General features: G+C 70.3%; 17 protein-coding genes. 10 read left to right on the forward strand and 7 right to left on the reverse strand.

All coding sequences use genetic code 11. The features are described 5' to 3' along the window. The first annotated feature begins 92 nt into the window (after positions 1-92). From ABTY98_RS19050 to ABTY98_RS19065, 4 genes are read left to right on the forward strand one after another with little or no spacing between them, the layout of a single operon-like run. Positions 93-1,385: an extracellular solute-binding protein gene (locus ABTY98_RS19050; RefSeq protein ID WP_352222075.1), complete on the forward strand. Its 1,293-nt coding sequence runs from the start codon at positions 93-95 to the stop codon at positions 1,383-1,385. A gap of 8 nt (positions 1,386-1,393) precedes the next feature. After that, the gene (locus ABTY98_RS19055; protein WP_352222076.1) at positions 1,394-2,389 is read left to right on the forward strand and encodes a carbohydrate ABC transporter permease; all 996 of its coding nucleotides are present in this window, start codon (positions 1,394-1,396) and stop codon (positions 2,387-2,389) included. After that, positions 2,386-3,219, forward strand: coding sequence for a carbohydrate ABC transporter permease (locus ABTY98_RS19060; RefSeq protein WP_352222077.1), 834 nt, complete (start codon positions 2,386-2,388; stop codon positions 3,217-3,219). The genes ABTY98_RS19055 and ABTY98_RS19060 overlap by 4 nt, the downstream gene beginning before the upstream one ends. A gap of 31 nt (positions 3,220-3,250) precedes the next feature. Beyond that, the gene (locus tag ABTY98_RS19065; RefSeq protein WP_352222078.1) at positions 3,251-4,303 is read left to right on the forward strand and encodes an endo-1,4-beta-xylanase; all 1,053 of its coding nucleotides are present in this window, start codon (positions 3,251-3,253) and stop codon (positions 4,301-4,303) included. 107 nt (positions 4,304-4,410) lie between these two features. On the opposite strand, the gene ABTY98_RS19070 is transcribed toward ABTY98_RS19065, so the two are convergent. Further along, positions 4,411-4,617: a DUF5999 family protein gene (locus tag ABTY98_RS19070; RefSeq protein WP_046727224.1), complete on the reverse strand. Its 207-nt coding sequence runs from the start codon at positions 4,615-4,617 to the stop codon at positions 4,411-4,413. Between the two features lie 350 nt (positions 4,618-4,967). Further along, positions 4,968-5,552: a hypothetical protein gene (locus ABTY98_RS19075; protein ID WP_352222079.1), complete on the reverse strand. Its 585-nt coding sequence runs from the start codon at positions 5,550-5,552 to the stop codon at positions 4,968-4,970. A 559-nt stretch (positions 5,553-6,111) separates the two neighbouring features. Here ABTY98_RS19075 and ABTY98_RS19080 point away from each other — a divergent pair. Both ABTY98_RS19080 and ABTY98_RS19085 read left to right on the forward strand, forming a co-directional pair. Then, positions 6,112-7,632 carry a glutamate-cysteine ligase family protein gene (locus tag ABTY98_RS19080; protein WP_352222080.1) on the forward strand — a complete coding sequence of 507 codons (1,521 nt, stop codon included), beginning with the start codon at positions 6,112-6,114 and terminating at the stop codon, positions 7,630-7,632. A gap of 297 nt (positions 7,633-7,929) precedes the next feature. After that, the gene (locus ABTY98_RS19085; RefSeq protein ID WP_352222277.1) at positions 7,930-8,730 is read left to right on the forward strand and encodes a CPBP family intramembrane glutamic endopeptidase; all 801 of its coding nucleotides are present in this window, start codon (positions 7,930-7,932) and stop codon (positions 8,728-8,730) included. On the opposite strand, the gene ABTY98_RS19090 is transcribed toward ABTY98_RS19085, so the two are convergent. Continuing rightward, a complete protein-coding gene (locus ABTY98_RS19090; protein WP_352222081.1) occupies positions 8,720-9,532 on the reverse strand; it encodes a PhzF family phenazine biosynthesis protein in 813 nt (270 codons plus the stop codon). The two genes, ABTY98_RS19085 and ABTY98_RS19090, sit on opposite strands and share 11 nt — an antisense overlap. A 596-nt stretch (positions 9,533-10,128) precedes the next feature. Further along, positions 10,129-11,577, reverse strand: a complete 1,449-nt coding sequence (gene argG / locus ABTY98_RS19095; RefSeq protein ID WP_352222082.1) for an argininosuccinate synthase — start codon at positions 11,575-11,577, stop codon at positions 10,129-10,131. 165 nt (positions 11,578-11,742) lie between these two features. On the opposite strand from argG, the gene ABTY98_RS19100 reads away from it, so the two are divergent. Beyond that, on the forward strand, positions 11,743-12,339 hold the full coding sequence (locus tag ABTY98_RS19100) for a PadR family transcriptional regulator (RefSeq protein WP_352222083.1): 597 nt from the start codon (positions 11,743-11,745) through the stop codon (positions 12,337-12,339). A 75-nt stretch (positions 12,340-12,414) separates the two neighbouring features. Here ABTY98_RS19100 and ABTY98_RS19105 read toward each other — a convergent pair whose 3' ends face one another. After that, positions 12,415-12,843, reverse strand: a complete 429-nt coding sequence (locus tag ABTY98_RS19105; protein ID WP_352222084.1) for a type II toxin-antitoxin system Rv0910 family toxin — start codon at positions 12,841-12,843, stop codon at positions 12,415-12,417. 115 nt (positions 12,844-12,958) lie between these two features. Further along, a complete protein-coding gene (locus ABTY98_RS19110; protein WP_352222085.1) occupies positions 12,959-13,153 on the reverse strand; it encodes a hypothetical protein in 195 nt (64 codons plus the stop codon). 198 nt (positions 13,154-13,351) lie between these two features. Here ABTY98_RS19110 and ABTY98_RS19115 point away from each other — a divergent pair, with 198 nt between their 5' ends. Then, entirely contained in the window at positions 13,352-13,927 is a 576-nt protein-coding gene (locus ABTY98_RS19115; RefSeq protein WP_352222086.1) for a Clp protease N-terminal domain-containing protein, read from the forward strand. A gap of 46 nt (positions 13,928-13,973) precedes the next feature. Then, positions 13,974-14,951 carry an EamA family transporter gene (locus tag ABTY98_RS19120; RefSeq protein WP_352222087.1) on the forward strand — a complete coding sequence of 326 codons (978 nt, stop codon included), beginning with the start codon at positions 13,974-13,976 and terminating at the stop codon, positions 14,949-14,951. 98 nt (positions 14,952-15,049) lie between these two features. Here ABTY98_RS19120 and ABTY98_RS19125 read toward each other — a convergent pair whose 3' ends face one another. Then, on the reverse strand, positions 15,050-15,727 hold the full coding sequence (locus ABTY98_RS19125) for a pyridoxamine 5'-phosphate oxidase family protein (protein ID WP_502994281.1): 678 nt from the start codon (positions 15,725-15,727) through the stop codon (positions 15,050-15,052). Between the two features lie 57 nt (positions 15,728-15,784). Here ABTY98_RS19125 and ABTY98_RS19130 point away from each other — a divergent pair, with 57 nt between their 5' ends. Then, entirely contained in the window at positions 15,785-17,119 is a 1,335-nt protein-coding gene (locus ABTY98_RS19130) for an aminotransferase class I/II-fold pyridoxal phosphate-dependent enzyme (RefSeq protein ID WP_352222089.1), read from the forward strand. Positions 17,120-17,146: the final 27 nt, after the last annotated feature.

Raw genomic sequence — 17,146 nt, forward strand, 5'->3', positions numbered from 1 at the left:
AGACATAGGCGCTGAGCCCTCGAAAGCTTCGAGTCTCCGGAGAACCATCGATCAGGACGGCGTCGGTCGTCCCGTACCTCAAGGAGCGCATCATGGGCGACCCGGCACTGTCCCGTCGCGGTTTCCTGGCGGCCACCGCGGCCGCCGGTCTGGGCATGACCGCCCTCAGCGGCTGCGGCGGAGGCTCGGACGGAGGATCGTCGGGGGCCACCACCATCGAGTGGTGGAACATCTCCACGACCAACCCGACCAAGGGCGTCTGGGCTGCCCTCGCCAAGAAGTTCGAGGCGCAGAACCCCAAGGTCAAGGTAAAGATCGTGCAGTTGGAGAACGACGCCTACAAGTCGAAGATGACGGCCCTGATCGCCTCCGGGAAGCTCCCCGACATCTTCCACACCTGGGGCGGTGGCGTCCTCCGGCAGCAGGTCGACGCCGGGCTCGTCAAGGACCTCACCGACCCCACCAAGTCCTGGGCCGAAGGCTTGCTCCCGGTCGCCAAGGAGCCGTACCTCATCGACAGCAAGACGTACGGCATCCCCTTCGACATCGGCATGGTCGGCTTCTGGTACAACAAGGCACTCTTCAAGAGGGCCGGGATCAGCACACCCCCCACCACGTGGAGCGCCTTCCTCGACGCGGTGAAGAAGCTGAAGGCCGCCGGCATCACCCCCCTCGCGCTGGCCGGCAAAGAGAGCTGGACCGGTATGTACTACTGGGCGTACCTGGCGATGCGCACCGCCGGGATCGACGCACTCAAGAAGGCCGACGACGACAAGGACTTCACCGGCGACGGGTTCGTCCAGGCCGGACAGCACCTCAAGGACCTGGTCGCCCTGGAGCCTTTCCAGAAGGGCTTCCTGGGCGCCGCATACTCCACCCCGACCGGCCAGGCCGCCACCGTAGGCAACGGCAAGGCCGCGATGGAGCTGATGGGCCAGTGGGCGCCGGTGGTCGAGGCAGACGCGGGCAAGGGCGTCGGCGCGAACCTGGGCTTCTTCCCGTTCCCGGCCGTGGAGGGCGGCAAGGGCACCATCACCGAGGTGTTCGGAGGCGGTGGCGGACACGCGCTGCGCGCCGACGCCCCACAGGCGGCCGTCGACTTCCTGAAGTTCTTCGCCTCCGAGACCACGGACGTGGAGTTGGTGAAGAAGACCGGCGTGCTGCCCGTCGTGCCTGCCGCCGAGAGCGCGCTGACCGACACCAACCTCAAGCTCGTACAGGCCCAGTTGAAGGCCGCCACCGGCTTCCAGCTCTACCTCGACCAGGCCTACGCCCCCGCCGTCGGGCAGCAGGTCAACGACAGCGTCGCCGGTCTGATCGCCGGGTCCAAGTCGCCTGAAGACGTGGCCCAGGCGATCACCAAGACCGCGAAGGAAGAGCAGTAGGCCGGCCGATGACCTCGACCTACCTGTCCGGCACGCGGTCGGGACCGGACGCCCCGCCCCAGCCGCCCCCGTCCGCCGGCCGGACCCGCTCCCGGCGCCGGCTGCTGCACTGGCTCACCGCGATGGGCTTCCAACTGCCCGCCCTGGTCCTGTTCGGCGTGCTCGTCCTGCTGCCGATCCTGTTCGCGCTCTACGCCTCGTTCTTCCGCTGGGGCGGCTTCGGCATGCCCTCCGACTACACCGGCACCGACAACTTCACCCGGCTCTTCCAGGACGACGTCTTCCTCGGCGACCTGTGGCGTTGTCTGCTCCTGGTCCTGCTCTCGCTGGCGCTGCAACTGCCGTTCGCGCTCGCCATGGCGGTCCTGCTCAACCAGAAGATCCGCGGCCGGGCCGTCTACCGGATGCTGTTCTTCGCGCCCTATGTGCTGTCCGAGGCGATCACCGGTGTGCTGTTCGGCATGATCTTCGCGCCCGGCCAGGGGCTCGCCGACCATGTGCTGGGCGCCGTCGGGCTCGACGGCCTCGGCGGGGAGTGGTTCTCCGACCCCTCCACCGTGATGGCCACCCTCTTCCTGGTCATGACCTGGAAGTACTTCGGCTTCCACATGATGCTCTACCTGGCCGGACTCCAGTCCATCCCGGCCGAGTTGACGGAGGCGGCGATCGTCGACGGCGCGAACCCCTGGCAGCGCTTCCGCCATGTCACCCTGCCGCTGCTCGCCCCGACCCTGCGCATCAGCGTCTTCCTGTCGGTCATCGGCTCCATCCAGCTCTTCGACCTGGTCTGGGTGATCACCGCGGGCGGCCCCGACCACCACTCGGAGACCATGGCCGTGACCATGTTCCAGTACGGCTTCAAGCGCTACCAGGTCGGCTACGCCAGCGCGATCAGCGTGGTCATGTTCGCCATCAGCCTTGTCTTCGCCCTCGCCTACCAGCGGTTCGTGCTCCGCCGCGACCTGGCGGGCGCCACCACGAACATGAGGGGAGACGGCGCATGAGCGGCCGTAGGACGACCGTACGGAACCTGCCCCTGCACCTGGTCCTCGTCGTGGTCGGCGCGGTGATGGTCGTACCCCTGCTGTACGCCGCCCTGTCCGGGTTCAAGTCCACCGGCGAGCTGTCCCGCAACCCGGTCGGGCTGCCCGACTCCTGGATCCTCTCCAACTACACCGACATCCTCGGCTCCGGCGCGTTCTGGCGGCTGGTCGGCAACAGCACGCTGATCGCGATCGGCACGACCGTGCTGGTGGTCGCCGTGTCGGCGCTCGCGGCCTTCTCCTTCGCACGGTTCGCCTTCCGGGGCCGTGAGGTGCTGTTCACGGTGTTCACGATGGGGCTGATGTTCCCCTTCGCGGTGGCGGCCCTGCCGCTCTTCCTGCTGCTGCGCTCGATGAACCTGCTGGACAACCCGCTGGGCGTGATCCTCCCGCAGGCCGCGTTCGGACTGCCGATGACCATCATCATCCTGCGCGGCTTCTTCCGGGAGATCCCCGGCGAACTGGAAGAGGCGGCCACGCTGGACGGCTGCGGGCCGTTCGCCTTCTTCTGGCGGATCCTGCTGCCCATGGCCCGGCCCGCGCTCGGCACGGTCTCCGTCCTCGCGGTGGTCACCAGCTGGAACAACTTCCTGCTGCCGCTGCTGGTCTTCACCGACTCCACCTGGTGGACCATCCCCATCGGCGTCCAGCAGTTCCAGGGCCAGTACTCCTCGGATACCGCCCGGGTCTTCGCCTATCTGGTCCTCGCCATGGTTCCCGCCCTGGCCTTCTACTCGGTCGCCGAGCGGCAGCTCGTCGGCGGCCTCACCGCAGGCGCCACCAAAGGCTGAATCCGCACTCCCCACTGATCGGAGTCGCACGATGTCCCGCACACGTATCAGACTCGCCGGTGCCCTCGCGGCCGTGCTGGTGGCGGCGGGGGTGGCCACCGGCCCCGCCGCCCAGGCGCACGGCCGGCAGCCCACCCTCGCCGAGCTGGCCGAGCGCCACGGCCGTTACTTCGGCAGCGCCACCGACAACCCCGAACTCACCGACACCGCCTACACCAGGCTGCTCGGCACCGAGTTCGACATGATCACGCCCGGCAACGGGATGAAGTGGTATGCCACCGAGCCGCAGCAGGGCGTCTTCGACTGGACCAACGGCGACGAGGTTGTCGACCTCGCGCGCAAGAACCACCAGCGGGTGCGCGCCCACACGCTGGTCTGGCACAGCCAGCTGCCCGACTGGCTCACCTCCCGCGACTGGACGGCCACGGAACTGCGGGCGGTGCTGAAGAAGCACATCCAGACCGAGGTACGGCACTACCGGGGCAAGGTCTACTCCTGGGACGTCGTCAACGAGGCCTTCAACGAGGACGGCAGCTACCGCGAGACCCTCTGGTACAAGACGCTCGGCCCCGGCTACATCGCGGACGCGCTGCGCTGGGCCCACCAGGCCGACCCGCACGCCAGGCTGTACCTCAACGACTACAACATCGAGGCCACCGGCCCGAAGAGCGACGCCTACTACGCGCTCGCCCAGGAGCTGAAGGCCGAGCACGTGCCGCTGAACGGCATCGGCTTCCAGGCCCACCTCGCCCTCCAGTACGGCTATCCGTCCACCCTGGAGGAGAACCTCCGCCGCTTCTCGAGACTCGGCCTCGACACCGCTCTCACCGAGGTGGACGTGCGGATGCAACTGCCCGCCACCGACGAGAAACTGGCCGAGCAGGCGACCTGGTACGCCGATCTGACCAAGGCGTGCCTGGCGGTACGCCGGTGCGTGGGCGTGACGATCTGGGACTACACCGACAAGTACTCGTGGATCCCGGCGTTCTTCCCGGGCGAGGGCGCGGCCCTGCCCTGGGACGAGCGACTCGCTCCCAAGCCGGCCTACTTCGCGCTGCGCCAAGCACTTGACTACAGGGGGTGATCAACCCTGTACGCACATCGGGGCCGGTGCGCACCATGTGTGTGCGTCCGGCCCCTGCTTGTCACCGGGCGGAGCGGCGGGGCCGCCCGGGGGTGGTGCGGTGCTGGTCAGGCGGCGGTCATCACGCTGCCGGCACCGAGCGGGCGGTGCGGGGCGATGATCTGGCCGTCGGGCAGAAGCTCACCGGTGTCCTCGAAGAGGAGAACGCCGTTGCACAGCAGGCTCCACCCCTGCTCCGGGTGGTGCGCCGTCAGGCGGGCGGACTCCCGGTCGGCGGATTCTGCTGTCGGGCACGGTGGCTGGTGCTGGCACATGAGTGGGGTCTCTCGCTCTGTCGTGGTCATCTCGGTCCCCCGTGGTGATGAGTCGGTCGGAAACCAGTGTTGCCCTCCGGGCGGTGTTCCGCAGGGATTTCGCCGCACCGCTTCTCAATGGTTGGAGACGCGTCACCCGCGCGGACGGTTCACCTCGGCCGGGCTGTCGATTCGGGTGGTTTTCCATGGCCGGATGGAGCTGGTCAGGACAGCGGAGAAGGGGTATCGGGCTCTTAGGAGCGGCTAATTGCTCGTACGAGCGGCTTCCGGTGTCCCAGGTATTGACTTAAGGAAATACGAGCGTACCCCGTCACTCTTTCAAGGGTGGCGGGGTACGGCGGGTGACGTTCTCAGGCGGGTGTGATGAGCAGGGGGGCAGGGGTGACCCGATGGGTCAGCACCGGGAGCAGTTCGGCCACCGGGTGCGGCCGGTGGGCCGCGATACCGGGCGGGGCCGGGGCGAGCGGGACGAGCAGGTCGTTGGCGGCCGGGTGGCCCTCGGCGCCGTCGGCGGTGCAGTCGCCGTGCAGCCACAGGGTGAGCATGTAGAGGCCGGGCAGGGACAACAGGCGTGGCTGGTAGGTCTGTTGCAGGGCCTCGGCCTGGTGCAGGGCCCGCTCGGTGGAGGTGATGTAGGGCCCCTCGAAGAAGTGCGAGAAGGCCCAGCCGTCCGGGGTGAGCATCGTCTCGGCCGCGGCCACCGCGCGGTCGCCGCAGCGAATCAGGAAGCGCCAGCCGGCCAGTCGGGTGGCGGACACGCCCTCCGGGGTGATCCGGTCCAGGACGTGCACGGGCAAAGGGAGTTCGGGGGTCGCGGGTCCCTGAGCGGTGCGCAGGGAAGGGGTGCGGGCCTCGCGGACCGCGGTGGGCGAACCGAGGGCGGTGAGGACGGAACGCAGGGCGGGCGCGGGGGCAGGGGGGACTTGCAGCGGCATGGTGGGTCGCCTCTCATTCGACAGGCGCGGTGGCGCGAGGGCGGGGGCGGACGGCGCTGTCAGCTCACAGGGAGGTCAGAGAGGCGGGGGCCCGGTTCGGTGAAGAGAGGTGCGGGCGTTACCTGCCGCACGTCATTCAGACGGCAGGAACCAGGACCGTGGGCGCCAGCCTTCTGCCTTGTTCGCGGAGTTTATACGACGCCTGTTCAGACGGTGTTTCACCGGCCCGTTCGACAGAGCAGAACAAGGCGCAATTCAGCCGTTGATACGCGCGGAATCCTCCCGATTTCCGGCCCACTGCGACCGCGCTGACCTCGTAATACTCGGTTCTCGCGGTCGGCCGAATGTCGTCGGCGTTTTTCACGAGGGCAACGGGGAACCCGAAGTTGCATGATGCCCCATGCCCCGGGAATGTGCCGCATGACACATTCCAACAGAGTAGCGGCTACCTGTGCCGCGCGCGACGTTATCGATCGCTTCCACGGGGCATCATCACAGCTGGACCCGGGACCAACGGCGGCCGGAACCTCGGTCCGCCCTTTCGAGGAGGGACGCTTCGATGGGGGAGAAGGTCGTGGCGGGCCGGTTCGACCTGTCCGATCGCCAGCGCTACCGTGAAAAGCTCCGCAGCTGTCTGTCGGGGCTGGAGCGGCTGCTGGTGGAGAAGCGGTTCGACCGCCCCAAGAACCTCATGGGCGTCGAGATCGAATTGAATCTCGCCGGTGCGGACGGCATGCCGAGAATGTTGAACGGACAGGTTCTGGAACGTATCGCGAGCCGAGATTTCCAAACAGAACTCGCCATGTTCAATCTGGAAGTGAACATAGCTCCACACCGGCTCGGCGGCCGGGTATTCGACCGGCTCGACGAAGAACTCCGGACGTCGCTGGCGTACGCCGACCGCAAGGCGGGCGAGGTGGACGCCGGGATCGTGATGATCGGCATTCTGCCCACGCTGGAGCGGGACGACCTGGTCTCCGCGAACCTCTCCGAGGTCGACCGGTACACCCTGCTCAACGATCAGATCGTGGCGGCCCGGGGTGAGGACTTCATGCTCGACATCGAGGGCGTGGAGCACCTCACGTGCACGTCGAAGTCGATCGTCCCCGAGGCCGCCTGCACCTCCGTCCAACTGCACCTCCAGGTCACCCCCGACCGCTTCGCCGACGTGTGGAACGCGGCGCAGGCGGCGTGCGCCGCGCAGATCGCCGTGGGCGCCAACTCCCCCTTCCTCTTCGGCCATGAACTGTGGCGGGAGTCCCGCCCCCCGCTGTTCCTCCAGGCCACCGACACCCGCCCGCCGGAGCTCCAGGCACAGGGCGTACGTCCGCGCATCTGGTTCGGCGAACGATGGATCAGTTCGGCGTACGAGCTGTTCGAGGAGAACCTGCGGTTCTTCCCGTCGCTGCTGCCGATCTGTGACGAGGAGGACCCGCTGGCCGTGCTGGACGCGGGCGGGGTGCCGAAGCTCGCGGAACTCGTCCTGCACAACGGCACGGTGTACCGCTGGAACCGGCCGGTGTACGGCGTCGCCGACGGCGTCCCGCACCTCCGCGTCGAGAACCGTGTCCTTCCGGCCGGGCCGACGATCACCGACGTCATCGCCAACGCGGCGTTCTACTACGGCCTGGTCCGTGCCCTCGCGGAGGAGTCACGACCGGTGTGGACCCGGCTGCCGTTCGCCACGGCCGAGGCGAACTTCGACGCGGCGTGCCGGCATGGCATCGACGCGCGGCTGGTGTGGCCGAGGAGGGGCCGGTACGGCAGCGGTACGACGGAAGTGGACGCGGTCACCCTGGTCCGCGACGAGTTGCTGCCGCTGGCGGCGGCCGGACTGGACGCGTGGGGGGTGGAGGCCGCCGACCGGGACTTCTACCTGGGCGTGATCGAGGAGCGGTGCCGGCGGCGGGTGAACGGGGCCTCCTGGCAGGCGGCGACGTTCCGTCGGGCGGTGGAGCGGGGGTTGCCGAGGGCCGAGGCGCTGGCCGCGATGACGCGGCGCTATGCGGAGCTGATGAATGCGGGGGAGCCGGTGCATACGTGGCCGGTGGGGTTATTGGAGCCGGCGCTGTTGGGGTGAGGGTGATTGCGGGGGTGGTGGGGGCGGCGCGGTGAGGTGACGGGTGCGGCGCCGCGGGGGCTGGTCGCGCAGTTCCCCGCGCCCCATACGGGACGCTGAGGCTTGCGGTTGCCTGCCAGGATGACCGTGCGGATCCGGGACGGGGCGTCGACCTCAGCGGGACCGGGCGTTCCGGGTTTCTCGGTTTTGCGCAGTTCCGGTCAGCAGCGCTGACGGGGGTCGGCCGCGCCCGCCCGGGGTTGATCGGGCAAGCTGTGACGTCCCAGGGCGATGGGGATTGCTCAACCCGAGTCAGGAGTGCAGGTGGAGGCGGAGCAGGTGGCCGATTCGTACCCACAGGAGCGGCCCTCGCAGCGCATGTTCAGGGACGAGACACTGCTCGTTCTGGGGCTGTCGCTCGGTGCGAGTGGAGTGTCCGCCCTGATCAGCTTTGTCGGATCGGTCACCAAACCGGGCGGGCTCAAGGATCAGGCGGCGACCCTCAACGCCTCCGCCGCGCCGGGCCGCCCATGGCTGGATCTCGCCTGGCAGCTGTTCGGCATCGCGAGCGCGCTCGTCCCCGTCCTCCTGGTCGCCCACCTCCTTCTGCGCGAGGGGGCGAGCCTGCGCACGCTCGGCTTCGACCGCACCCGCCGCTGGCCCGATCTCGGGCGCGGGGCGGGTGTCGCGGCGGTGATCGGCAGCACCGGAATCGCCTTCTACCTGGCCGCACGCGGTCTCGGCTTCAACCTCACGGTGGTGCCGGAGGCGCTGCCGGACGTGTGGTGGAAGTATCCCGTGCTGATCCTCTCCGCGATGCAGAACGCGATCCTCGAAGAGGTCATCGTCGTCGGCTATCTGCTGCGCCGGCTGGACCAGTTGGGGTGGAGTGCGGGCACGGCCCTGGTGGCCAGTTCCGTACTGCGCGGGTCGTACCACCTCTACCAGGGGATCGGCGGGTTCGTCGGCAACATGGTGATGGGCGTGGTCTTCGTCTACCTGTACCGGCGGTGGGGCCGGGTCGGTCCCCTGGTGGTGGCGCACTCCCTGCTCGACATCGGCGCGTTCGTCGGCTACGCGCTGCTGGCGGGCAAGGTGGGCTGGCTGCCTACGGCGTGAGCAGTTCCCCGTCGATGACGGTGACGGCCCGTCCGGTGAGCAGGGTGCGGTCGCCGCGCAGCGAGGTGCGGACGAAGCCGGTACGGCGGGAGGCCTGGAGCCCCGTCAGATCGGGCCTGCCGAGCCGGCCGGACCAGTGCGGTGCGAGGGCGGTGTGCGCACTGCCGGTCACCGGGTCTTCGTCGATACCGACGTTCGGGAAGAAGCAGCGGGAGACGTAGTCGTAGCCCTGGGCCGGGTCCGCGGCGCGGGCGGTGGCGATGATCCCGCGCGCGGAGTAGGTGCCGAGGGCTCTGAGGTCGGGGGAGAGGCCGAGCACGGTCTTCTCGTCGGCGAGCTCGAGAAGCAGGTCGCCGACGTTCGGGCCGGTGTCGAAGGCGGCGACGGGTTCGGCACTCAGCGCGTCGGCGACACCGGCGGGGGTGTCGACACGGGTGAGCGGGGCGGTGGGGAAGTCGAGGGTGATCGCCCCGTCCGCGCCGGGCGTCGCGATCAACACCCCGCTCCGGGTGGCGAACCGCACGGGCCCCGGGTGCGCCCCCGTCGTGGCGATCACATGGGCGGTGGCGAGTGTGGCATGCCCGCACATCGCGACCTCCGTCACCGGGGTGAACCACCGCAACGCCCAGTCGGCGTCCCCGCCCTCGGGCAGGGGGTGTGCGAACGCGGTCTCGGCGTGGTTCACCTCCATGGCGACGTTCTGCATCCACCCGTCATCGGGGAATCCGTCCAGCAACACGACTCCGGCCGGGTTCCCGGCAAAGGCCCGCTCGGCAAAGGCATCGACGATTCGAATCCGCATGCCCCGAAGCTAGGGCTTCTACGACTCCACCGCCCAAGGCCAATCCGGCCCCGTTGGACCTATTTCCCTCCACTGGACCTGCCTCGGGGAGAGGGGGACAAGGGGACCTGGCGCGCACCCACGAGAAGGGGCGAGCACGGGCGCCGTGCCGGGGACGGGGGGACTGCATGGGCCGCCGCCCCGGCTGTCCGATCGCGAGCTACGACGGCGCGCCCCTCAGGGGCGCGGGGAACTGCGCGGGTCACCGCGACGGTGCCACACTGGCTGTCCGATGGCGAGTTATTACGGCGCGCCCGTCGGGGGCGTGGGGAGTTGCGCGGGTCACCGCGACGGTGCCGCACTGGCTGTCCGTTCGCGAGCTACGACGGCGCGCCCTTCGGGGGCGTGGGGAGTTGCGCGGGTCACCGCGATGGTGCCGCACTGGCTGTCCGTTCGCGAGCTACGATGGCGCGCCCCTCAGGGGCGCGGGGAACTGCGCGAAACCGTGCGACGGCGCCGCACCGGCCAGCCGGACGTCCGCTCCGGCGGCGCCCCTGTCCCCGGCAACGAGAAGGGCCGACCCTTTGGTGCCGGGGCGGCCCCTCTGCGCGGCACGCTCAGTCCGTACCCAGTTCCATCGCTGCCCGGTCCAGCAGTTCGTCCGCGTCCGGCGCGGCCTCCCCGCGGGACGCGATCGCCTCGGCGCCGCCCTCCGGCATGCTGCCGATCAGCCCCGTCGCCGCGGCCTGCGCCGCCCCGATCGCCGGGTTGGTCGAGCCGATCAGGCCCAGCCCCGCGTACTGCTCCAGCTTCGCGCGGGAGTCGGCGATGTCCAGGTTGCGCATGGTGAGCTGACCGATCCGGTCCACCGGACCGAACGCCGCGTCCTCGGTGCGCTCCATCGACAGCTTGTCGGGGTGGTAGCTGAACGCCGGACCCGTCGTGTCGAGGATCGAGTAGTCCTCGCCGCGCCGCAGCCGCAGCGTCACCTCACCGGTGACCGCCGCGCCGACCCACCGCTGCAGCGACTCTCGGATCATCAGGGCCTGCGGGTCCAGCCAGCGGCCCTCGTACATCAGCCGGCCCAGCCGCCGCCCCTCGTTGTGGTACTGGGCAACCGTGTCCTCGTTGTGGATCGCGTTCACCAGCCGCTCGTACGCGGCGTGCAGCAGCGCCATGCCCGGCGCCTCGTAGATCCCGCGGCTCTTGGCCTCGATGATCCGGTTCTCGATCTGGTCGGACATGCCGAGGCCGTGCCGGCCGCCGATCGCGTTGGCCTCCATGACCAGCTCGACGGCGGTCCCGAACTCCTTGCCGTTGACGGTCACCGGCCGGCCCTGGTCGAAGCCGATCGTCACGTCCTCGGGAAGGATCTCGACCTCGGGGTCCCAGAACCGCACGCCCATGATCGGGTCGACGGTCTCGATGCCGTTGTCCAGGTGCTCCAGGGTCTTCGCCTCGTGCGTGGCGCCCCAGATGTTGGCGTCCGTGGAGTACGCCTTCTCGGTGCTGTCCCGGTACGGCAGCCCGTGCGCGAGCAGCCACTCGGACATCTCCTTGCGGCCGCCGAGCTCGGTCACGAAGTCCGCGTCCAGCCAGGGCTTGTAGATCCGCAGATGCGGGTTGGCGAGCAGCCCGTACCGGTAGAACCGCTCGATGTCGTTGCCCTTGAAGGTCGAGCCGTCGCCCCAGATCTGGACGTCGTCCTCCAGCATCGCCCGCACCAGCAGTGTGCCGGTGACGGCACGGCCGAGCGGGGTGGTGTTGAAGTACGCCCGCCCGCCCGAGCGGATGTGGAACGCGCCGCAGGTCAGCGCCGCCAGGCCCTCCTCCACCAGCGCGGCCCGGCAGTCGACCAGGCGCGCGATCTCGGCACCGTAGGTCTGCGCGCGGCCGGGCACCGAGGCGATGTCGGGCTCGTCGTACTGGCCGATGTCGGCGGTGTAGGTGCACGGAACGGCGCCCTTGTCGCGCATCCACGCGACCGCGACCGAGGTGTCGAGCCCGCCGGAGAAGGCGATGCCGACGCGCTCGCCGGCGGGAAGGGAGGTGAGGACCTTGGACATAGGAAGAGTATGCACCACACCGCATGGTCATGCAACGCCGCAGTTCGTGGCTGAGCGGGTCGCCGGACGGATGGGTGGAGAGGTTGCCATTCGATCGGTTCCGATATATCGTTGGCACATCGCGAGCGATACGCGACAGATCAACGATGGAATGGAGTGATTGCGATGCGTTCCCACGGACATGAGCGTGGACATGGAGAGCGACAGGGTCGCCGTGCGGCCTTCGGGCCCTTCGGGCCGGGTGGCCCCGACTTCGGCCCCGGCGGGCCCGGTTTCGGACCCGGGCACTGGGGGCCGCGAGGGCGTGGCGGTCCCAGGGGAAGGGCGCGGCGCGGTGACGTACGGGCCTCGATCCTGGCCCTGCTGAAGGACCGCCCGATGCACGGCTACGAGATGATCCAGGAGATCGCCGAGCGCAGCGGCGGTGCGTGGAAGCCCAGCCCCGGCTCGGTCTACCCCACCCTCCAGCTGCTGGAGGACGAGGGCCTGATCACCAGTGAGAGCGAGGGCGGCAAGAAGCTGTTCTCCCTCACCGACAGCGGCCGTACGGCCGCCCACGAGGGTCCGGACGCCCCCTGGGAAGAGGCTTCCCGCGGCGTCGACTTCGAGGCCCTCGGCGAGATCCGGCAGGCCGGCTTCGGTCTGATGGAGGCCTTCGGGCAGGTCTGGAAGACCGGCAGCAAGGAGCAGCGCGAGAAGGCGCTGGCCGTCATCAACGAGACCCGCAAGAAGCTGTACCTCATCCTCGCCGACGAGGACTGATCCTCGTGGGCACGGCGAACAGGGCGCCCGGTGGAGAGATCCGCGGGGCGCCCATCCGTCGTCTCGGGACAGGACTCAGGCCACCAACCCGGCCAGCTTGCGCAGCGACTCGTTGAGGGCCGCCGTCGCCGAGTCCTTGAGCTTGCCCGCCATCAGCGACACCGCCGCGCCCGTGAACTCGCCGTCGATCCGCACCACCGTCGCGTCCCCGTCCGGGGTCAGTGTGTAGCGGGTCGCGACGGTCACCGCCATCGGGCCCTTGCCGCGGATCGCCAGCACCCCCGCCGGCTCCAACTCCTCGATGGTCCACTCGACCTCCGCCGGGAAGCCCATCAGCTTCATGTTCTCCTGGAAGGTCCCGCCCACCGCCAGGTTCTCGGGGCCGCCCTTCGGGAAACTGGTGTGGGTCGCGTTCCACTCCCCGTACGCCGGCCAGTCGGTGAGCTGTGCCCACACCTTCTCGGCCGGTGCCTGGATGCGTGCCTCCGCGCTGACTTCGGCCATGCGACCACCCCTTCGTATCGGGCTACGATGTCGCGGAACGTAGCCGCAGGGCCTCGAACATTCAATACTGATGAACCGTCAGGAAATGTGCGGATCCTCGGCCATGCCCGGAGTCTCAGCCCACCCGCCGTATCTCCGCCGCGCCGAACAGGTCCCACGCCCGCGGGAACGCGCTCTCGTCGTGACAGTGCCACGCTTCCCAGAACAGGTCCGCGAGCAGTGCGTCCTCGGGCGCGTACACCCGGTACACGTACTGCCTGCCGTCGACCGCCGGCAGCGCGACCAGCCAGCAACCGCACGCGCTCTCCACATCGACGACAGACGTACGAGCGGTGTGCGGCGGTTGCGCACGAGGCGCACGGCAAGACGGCGCGCGCCCCCGCGGGGGAATCGGCCTGATCTCATCCGTAAGGAGGAGATTCCGGCCGTCGCCGTCCACTCTTCGTGGGACGTGAAGATGCTTCCCCTCGGCGATGACTCAAGCGCTTGCCGTTGATGAGGTAGGGGTGTGCAACCCCGTATCCCCCGCCAGCCCGTCCAGGACCAGGGCAGCATCCACGCGGACGACGATGCCGGGCTCGGCGACGAGCTGGCAGCGGTGGTCGCCGGTGCCCGTCGGCGGGCCGTGCGGGACGGGGACCGCCAGGTCGACACCGCTCATCTGCTGCACTCCCTGATCGAGTACGACCCCGAGGTCCGTGCCGTCATCGGTGACGCCCCGCAACTCGCCCGTCTGCTCGGCTATCTCGTGCAGCGCAGCATCGGCTACGGGCTGCGCTGGCAGAGCGGGGTCGAGGACTCCGGCGCGATCCCGGCCCTTCCGCAGGCTGCGGCGATGGGCGACGGGGCGTGGTCGCCGGTGGCTGCGGCCGCCCTGGAGTACGCCCGCAGCCGCGCCCGGCGCCGCACCGCCGACCAGGCCGACGGCACCGATCTGCTGGCGGGCCTGGTCGTCGACCCGGAGTCCCGGGCCGTGGAGGTGCTGGAGCGGGCCGGAGTGGCCGCCCCTGCCCTGGCCGTGCGGATCGACGGGGACGGCGGAGTGCGCGACACCGAGGCGGAGAGTCGCACGTCCAGCCGTTGAGACAGGGGTCAAAGGGGGTGACGCTCATGTCGCCCCCTGTCATCATGTGCCGGTGCGTATCACCGACAGCAGTCATGGAAGGGGCCTCGGGCTCTCCCTCGCCCTCGGATCGGCGCTCGCCTTCGGCGGCTCCGGCGTCGCGGCCAAGCCGCTGATCGAAGCCGGACTCGACCCGCTGCACGTGGTGTGGCTGCGGGTGGCCGGGGCCGCCCTGGTGATGCTGCCGCTAGCCGTCCGCCACCGTGACCTGCCGCGTCGTCGGCCCGCGCTGATCACCGGGTTCGGCCTGCTCGCCGTCGCGGGTGTCCAGGCCTGCTACTTCGCCGCGATCTCCCGCATCCCGGTGGGGGTGGCGCTGCTCGTGGAGTACCTCGCCCCCGCGCTGGTGCTCGGCTGGGTCCGCTTCGTACAGCGCCGGCCGGTCACCCGCGCCGCCGCCCTCGGCGTCGTCCTCGCGGCCGGCGGCCTCGCCTGCGTCGTCGAGGTGTGGTCGGGGCTGAGCTTCGATGCGCTGGGGCTGGCGCTGGCCCTGGGGGCGGCCTGCTGTCAGGTGGGCTACTTCGTGCTCGCCGATCACGGTGGGGGCGACGGGGTGGATCCCCTGGGGGTCATCGCGTACGGGCTGCTGGTGGGGGCCGGTGTGCTGACGGTCGTGGCACGGCCGTGGGCGATGGACTGGTCGGTGCTGGCCGGCTCCGCGCGGATGAACGGGTCGACGGTGCCGGCGGCCGCCCTGCTGGTGTGGATCGTGCTGGTCGCGACGGTCGTCGCCTACGTCACCGGTGTGTTGTCGGTACGGCGGCTGTCCCCGCAGGTCGCCGGGGTGGTGGCCTGCCTCGAGGCGGTCGTGGCAACGGTGCTGGCCTGGGTGCTGCTGGGGGAGCGGCTGGCGGTGCCGCAGGTACTGGGCGGGGCCGTGGTGCTGCTGGGCGCTTTCATCGCGCAGTCGTCGGCTCCGGCGAAGGAGTCGGTGGTGGGCCGGAGCGCGGTGGAGGAGCGGGTCGCCTCGACGCCTGCGGGGTGACCGGCCCGTCGGCGGGTGCGGACGTTCCGTGGCGGGTCGTGCCCCGCTACGGCCCGCACCCCTGCCGAGGGGGCGCGTCAGCCCTTGCCTGACGTGCGTCAGCCGCGCTCGAGGTACGACGGAACCGGGACGTCCGCCGCCAGGTCGCCGTTGGCGATCGGAGCGTCGTAACCCTTCCGCAGCGGCACCACGCCCGCCCAGTACGGAAGGTCCATGTCCTCGGGCTCGTCGTTGGCGCCGCCCGTGCGGGTCTTGGCCGAGACCTCGGCCAGGTCCAGGCGGATCACCGCCGTCGCGGCCAGTTCCTTCCGGTCGGCCGGACGGGAGTCGGCGGAGCGGCCCGGCACCACGTGGTCGACCAGGGCGGCCAGCGCGAGGCGCTTCTCCTCGGGGTCGGTGACCTGGTGGGCGACTCCGTGCACCACGACCGAGCGGTAGTTGATCGAGTGGTGGAAGGCGGAGCGGGCCAGCACCAGGCCGTCGACATGGGTGACCGTGACGCACACCGGGAGCCCGGGGTCGGCCTGGCCGGTCATCCGCAGGGGGCGCGAGCCCGTCGAACCGTGCACGTACAGCACCTCGCCGACCCGGGCGAACAGCGTGGGCAGCACTACCGGCGCGCCGTCGCGCACGAACGCGAGGTGGCAGACATACCCCTCGTCGAGGATCGAGTGCACCACTTCCTTGTCGTACGACGCCCGCTGTGCGGAGCGGGTCGGGACGGTGCGGTCGGTCGGGGTGTAGGCGCCGGGCTGAGCCGGTACGGTCCCCTGCACGGCGGGCTCGGTGGTTTCCATTGCGCATCTCCATTGTACTAGTGCATAATCGGCTTTGTGCTAGGAGAATATCGGATCGAAGGCCGGGGCGCAGCGGAGATTGCGGCCAGCGTCGAGCGCGCGGTGGGCGCGGGCGAGCTGGAGCCGGGTCAACTGCTGCCACCGATGCGGGAGTTGGCGACCGGGCTCGGGGTGAATCCCAATACGGTCGCGGCCGCCTACCGCACCCTGCGCGAGCGCGGGGTCATCGAGACCGCCGGCCGGCGGGGCAGCCGCGTCCGGTCCAAGCCGGCCACCACCGGGCGGGATCAGATCCGGGTCGACGTCCCGGCCGGCGTACGCGACCTGTCCTCCGGCAACCCCGACCCCGCGCTGCTCCCCGCCCTCGCGCCGGTCCTGGCGGCGATGGCGGCCGACGAGAACGAGCGCGCACCGGTCCTCTACGGCGCCGACCCCGTCGAGCCGGAGCTGGAGCGGATCTCGCGCGCCGAGCTCACCGCCGACGGCGTGCCCGACGGGCCGTTCACCGTCACCTCCGGCTCCCTCGACGCCGTCGAACGAGTCCTGCTGGCGCACCTCAAGCCGGGCGACCCGGTCGCCGTCGAGGACCCCGGATGGGGCCGCACCCTCGATCTCATCCCCGCGCTGGGGCTGCGCACCGTCCCGGTGGCCGTCGACGACGAAGGGCCGCGCGCCGACAGCCTGCGCCGGGCGCTGGAGTCCGGGGCGCGCGGTTTGATCGTCACCGCCCGGGCGCACAACCCCACCGGCGCCGCGGTGAGCGCCGCACGCGCGCGTGCGCTGCGTGCCGTGCTGCGCGACCACCCGCACACCGTGCTGATCGAGGACGACCACGGCCACGGCATCGTCGACGTCCCCCTGCACCCTTTGGTGGGCGGCACCCGGCACTGGGCCTTCGTCCGCTCGGTCGCCAAGGCCTACGGCCCCGACCTGAGGCTGGCCGTCATGACCGGGGACGAGGTCACCGTCGACCGGGTGCGGGGCCGGCAGCGGCTGGGGCCGGGCTGGGTGAGCCGCCTGCTCCAGCGCACGGTGGTCCGGATGCGAACGGCCGGCGCGGTGCACGGCCCGCAGGTGGCGGCGGCCTACCGGGCCCGCCGTGAACTGCTGATCGACGCGCTCGCGGACCACGGCATCGAGGCCCACGGCCGCAGCGGCATGAACGTCTGGATCCCGGTCCCGGACGAGACGGGCGCGGTGTCCCGCCTGCTGCACGAGGGGTGGGCGGTGTCCCCGGGAGCGCGCTACCGCCTGGCCTCCCCGTCCGGCATCCGGATCACCGTCTCGACATTGACCCCCGAGGAGACCGGTCCGTTGGCGGCGGCCGTGGCCGCAGCGGTCACACCAGCGAGGGGCCGCATTCAAGCCTAGGCGGGTTCAGACGTCCTTTGGGGCCGC

This window comes from Streptomyces sp. NPDC096040 (genome assembly GCF_040303265.1).
Classification (GTDB): Bacteria; Actinomycetota; Actinomycetes; order Streptomycetales; family Streptomycetaceae; genus Streptomyces.

Coding starts and splice junctions, on each gene's coding strand:
- ABTY98_RS19050 (WP_352222075.1), top strand. CDS start 93: ATGGGCGACCCGGCACTGTCCCGTCGCGGTTTCCTGGCGGCCACCGCG.
- ABTY98_RS19055 (WP_352222076.1), top strand. CDS start 1,394: ATGACCTCGACCTACCTGTCCGGCACGCGGTCGGGACCGGACGCCCCG.
- ABTY98_RS19060 (WP_352222077.1), top strand. CDS start 2,386: ATGAGCGGCCGTAGGACGACCGTACGGAACCTGCCCCTGCACCTGGTC.
- ABTY98_RS19065 (WP_352222078.1), top strand. CDS start 3,251: ATGTCCCGCACACGTATCAGACTCGCCGGTGCCCTCGCGGCCGTGCTG.
- ABTY98_RS19070 (WP_046727224.1), bottom strand. CDS start 4,617: ATGTGCCAGCACCAGCCACCGTGCCCGACAGCAGAATCCGCCGACCGG.
- ABTY98_RS19075 (WP_352222079.1), bottom strand. CDS start 5,552: ATGCCGCTGCAAGTCCCCCCTGCCCCCGCGCCCGCCCTGCGTTCCGTC.
- ABTY98_RS19080 (WP_352222080.1), top strand. CDS start 6,112: ATGGGGGAGAAGGTCGTGGCGGGCCGGTTCGACCTGTCCGATCGCCAG.
- ABTY98_RS19090 (WP_352222081.1), bottom strand. CDS start 9,532: ATGCGGATTCGAATCGTCGATGCCTTTGCCGAGCGGGCCTTTGCCGGG.
- argG (WP_352222082.1), bottom strand. CDS start 11,577: ATGTCCAAGGTCCTCACCTCCCTTCCCGCCGGCGAGCGCGTCGGCATC.
- ABTY98_RS19100 (WP_352222083.1), top strand. CDS start 11,743: ATGCGTTCCCACGGACATGAGCGTGGACATGGAGAGCGACAGGGTCGC.
- ABTY98_RS19105 (WP_352222084.1), bottom strand. CDS start 12,843: ATGGCCGAAGTCAGCGCGGAGGCACGCATCCAGGCACCGGCCGAGAAG.